Genomic DNA, 3,112 nt, shown 5'->3' with positions numbered 1-3,112 from the left:
GATGACGTTCTGCGGATGCGGGTCGCCGTGGACGAGGGTGGTCTCGCGCTGGGGCCCGGCGGCGCCGGCCAGCCGCCGCGTCAGCGCGTCGAGCGCCGGGAGCTCCCGCGTCTTCGAGTGCTCCCACTGCCGGGACCAGCGCTTGAGCTGCCGCGGCGCGTACGGCGCGTGGCTCGCCAGCCCGGACAGGCCCGTCGCGTCGAGGTCCACGGCGTGCACCTCGGCGAGCGTGCGCGCCAGCGATAGGCCGACGGCGCGGCGCAGAACGGGTGGTATCGCCTCGGCGACCGCCATGCGGTCGAGGACCGTCCCGTCCACCCACGACATGAGGAACGCGGGCGCGTCGTCGCCGACCGCCCCGGGCGGTAGCACCCCGTGCACCTCGGGCACGGGCACGCCGGTCTCTCGCAGCGCCGCCAGGATCCGCGCCTCGCGGACGACGTCGTGCGCCGACTCGAGCAGCTCGCCCAGCGGCGGGCGGCGCAGCACCCAGCTGCGCCCGCCGCCCTCACGGAGGCGGTAGGTGAGGTTCGACTGTCCCAGCCCGACCCGTTCGAACGACAGCTCCCCTGCCGGGTCGATGCCGTGTGCCGCCATCCAGCGGCGCACCGCGGCGGCGTCGACGCCGGGAACGTCCGCTCGCCGCGCCGATGCCTCCGCTGTCCTAGACACCGGCGGACGCCTCTCGCCGTCGCTCCGACTCGGGAGAGACCGCCACGCCGAGCAGGGCTCCCCCGTCGATCACCAGCGTCTCTCCGGTGATCCACGACGCGGAGGCGGAGGCGAGGAACGCGATCGCGTCCCCGATGTCACGCGGCTCGCCGATCCGGCCGAGGGGCAACGAGGCGTTGAACGTGTCCTCGTGCTCCCTCCACAGCGCCTCCGCGAGCCGGGTGCGGACGACGCCCGGCGCGACGGCGTTGACGCGGACCTTCGGCGACAGCTCGATCGCCTGCTGCTTGGTCAGGTGGATCAACGCGGCCTTGGTGGCGTTGTACACGCCGAGGTTCGGCTCGGCGGACATCCCGCCGATCGAGGCCGTGTTCACCACCGAGCCGCCGTGCTCGCCCATCCAGGCGCGTACGGCCAGCCCGGTCCACAGCAGCGGGGCCCACACGTTGACGTCGAACGTCTTCGCGAACCGCGCGTGGTCGACGTCGACGAGCGGCCCGTAGGCCGGGTTCGTGCCCGCGTTGTTGACCAGCACGTCGATGCTGCCGAACCGCCCCAGCGTGAAGTCGACGCACGCGCGGGCGGCCTCCTCGTCGACCGCGTGCGCGCCGAAGCCGACGGCCGTGCCGGCTCCCGGGGACGCCGCCGCGTTGACGCTCTCGGCCGCGGCCTCGGCGGACTTGGTGCTGCGGGAGGTCAACACGACGTTCGCGCCCGCGGCGGCGAGCGCCTCAGCCGCGCCCAGCCCGATGCCGCGCGAGGCGCCGGTCACGATCGCGGTGCGGCCGGCCAGCCCGGCCGGGCCCGTCATCGGCGGCTCTCCGTCGTCCCGGCGTACTTGCGGAGCTCCTGGCGGGCGAGTGTGCGCTTGTGGACCTCGTCCGGCCCGTCGGCGAGGCGCAGCGTACGGAGGTGAGCCCAGAACGAGGCGAGCGGGAAGTCGTTGCTGACACCGCCGCCGCCGTGGACCTGGATGGCGCGGTCGACGACCTGGAGCGCCATGTTCGGGGCGTCGACCTTGATCGCGGCGATCTCCATCCGGGCGGCCTTGTTGCCGACCTGGTCCATCATCCAGGCGGCCTTGAGCGTGAGCAGGCGCGACTTCTCGATCTCGATGCGCGCCTCGGCGATCCAGTCCTGGATGTTGGAGCGCTCGGCGACCGGCAGCCCGAACGTCTCACGGGCCAGCGCCCGGGTGCACATCAGCTCCAGCGCGCGCTCGGCCGTGCCGATCGCCCGCATGCAGTGGTGGATGCGTCCCGGGCCGAGGCGGGCCTGGCTGATCGCGAACCCTTCGCCCTCGCCGAGCAGCACATCGCCGACCGGGACGCGCACGTCGGTGAAGACGATCTCAGCGTGGCCCTCGCGGTCGACGTACCCGTAGATCGGGAGGCTGCGCACGAGGGTGACGCCGGGCGCGTCGATGGGGACGACCATCATCGACTGCTGGCGGTGGGTGGCGGCGCCCGGGTCGGTCTTGCCCATGACGATGAGCACCTTGCAGTTCTTGTGCATCGCGTTGGAGGCGAACCACTTGCGCCCGTTGAGGACGTACTCGTCGCCGTCGCGCTCCATCCGCAACTCGATGTTCGTCGCGTCCGAGCTGGCCACGCCCGGCTCGGTCATCGCGAACGCCGACCGGATCGTGCCGTCGAGCAGCGGCTTGAGCCACTTCTCCTTGTGCTCGTCGGTGCCGAAGAGCGTGAGCACCTCCATGTTGCCCGTGTCGGGCGCCCCGCAGTTGCACGCCTCGGGCGCCAGGTGCGGGCTGCGGCCCATGATCTCCGCGAGCGGGGCGTACTCGAAGTTGGACAGCCCCGGTCCCCACTCCGGATGCGGGTGGAAGAGGTTCCACAGGCCCCGCCGCTTCGCCTCGGCCTTGAGCTCCTCGAGGACCGGCGGGTGGTAGTGCGGGTCATCGGAGGATCTCATCTGTTCCTCGTACACCGCCTCCGCCGGATACACGTGGCTGCCCATGAAGTCCAAGAGCTCCTCGGAGTACTTCTTCGCACGGTCAGACGTTTCGAACATCGACACTGCGTTCTCCTGTCGATTCAGATGCGGCGGTGGACGGCTAACGGGTGCGAACATTGTATAGTTGAAGTCTATCTCAAGTTCAAGTCTGGGCGGCGTGCCCCGCGCCGCGTCAAGGAGGCCGCGATGCCGGAGAACGCCTACCCGCTCACCCCGAGCTCCCTCGACGAACTCCGGGATCTCATCGGGAAGGAGCTCGGCCCGACCGACTGGCACGAGGTCACCCAGGAGCGCGTGGACGCGTTCGCCGACGCCACCGGCGATCACCAGTGGATCCACGTCGACCCCGAGCGTGCGGCGGCGGGCCCGCTCGGCAGCACGATCGCGCACGGGCTGTACACCCTCTCGCTGGAGTCCGCGTTCCTGTACGCGCTCCTGTCGTTCGAGGGGTTCGCCCACGGCCTCA

At 71.4% G+C, this 3,112-nt stretch carries 4 protein-coding genes; 1 reads left to right on the top strand and 3 read right to left on the bottom strand.

What is annotated here, in order from left to right; translation table 11 throughout:
* The 3 genes from DAT37_RS37800 to DAT37_RS37790 form a co-directional block, all read right to left on the bottom strand.
* Positions 1–597 (bottom strand): phosphotransferase family protein (locus DAT37_RS37800; protein WP_157978888.1); only part of this gene is annotated, 597 nt, incomplete at its 3' end.
* A gap of 67 nt (positions 598–664) precedes the next feature.
* Positions 665–1,483 carry an SDR family oxidoreductase gene (locus DAT37_RS37795; protein WP_109529753.1) on the bottom strand — a complete coding sequence of 273 codons (819 nt, stop codon included), beginning with the start codon at positions 1,481–1,483 and terminating at the stop codon, positions 665–667.
* Complete coding sequence (locus tag DAT37_RS37790) at positions 1,480–2,709, bottom strand: acyl-CoA dehydrogenase family protein (protein ID WP_109529752.1); 1,230 nt, start codon at positions 2,707–2,709, stop codon at positions 1,480–1,482. The genes DAT37_RS37795 and DAT37_RS37790 overlap by 4 nt, the downstream gene beginning before the upstream one ends.
* A 123-nt stretch (positions 2,710–2,832) precedes the next feature.
* Here DAT37_RS37790 and DAT37_RS37785 point away from each other — a divergent pair.
* A partial coding sequence (locus DAT37_RS37785; protein WP_198654642.1) for a MaoC family dehydratase occupies positions 2,833–3,112 on the top strand: 280 nt, incomplete at its 3' end.

It is taken from the genome of Nocardia aurea (assembly GCF_003123685.1).
Classification (GTDB): Bacteria; Actinomycetota; Actinomycetes; order Mycobacteriales; family Mycobacteriaceae; genus Nocardia; species Nocardia aurea.
The sequence above is the reverse complement of the archived record's forward strand: the minus strand, read 5'-3'. Positions and strand labels throughout refer to the sequence as shown.

Coding starts and splice junctions, on each gene's coding strand:
- DAT37_RS37795 (WP_109529753.1), bottom strand. CDS start 1,483: ATGACGGGCCCGGCCGGGCTGGCCGGCCGCACCGCGATCGTGACCGGC.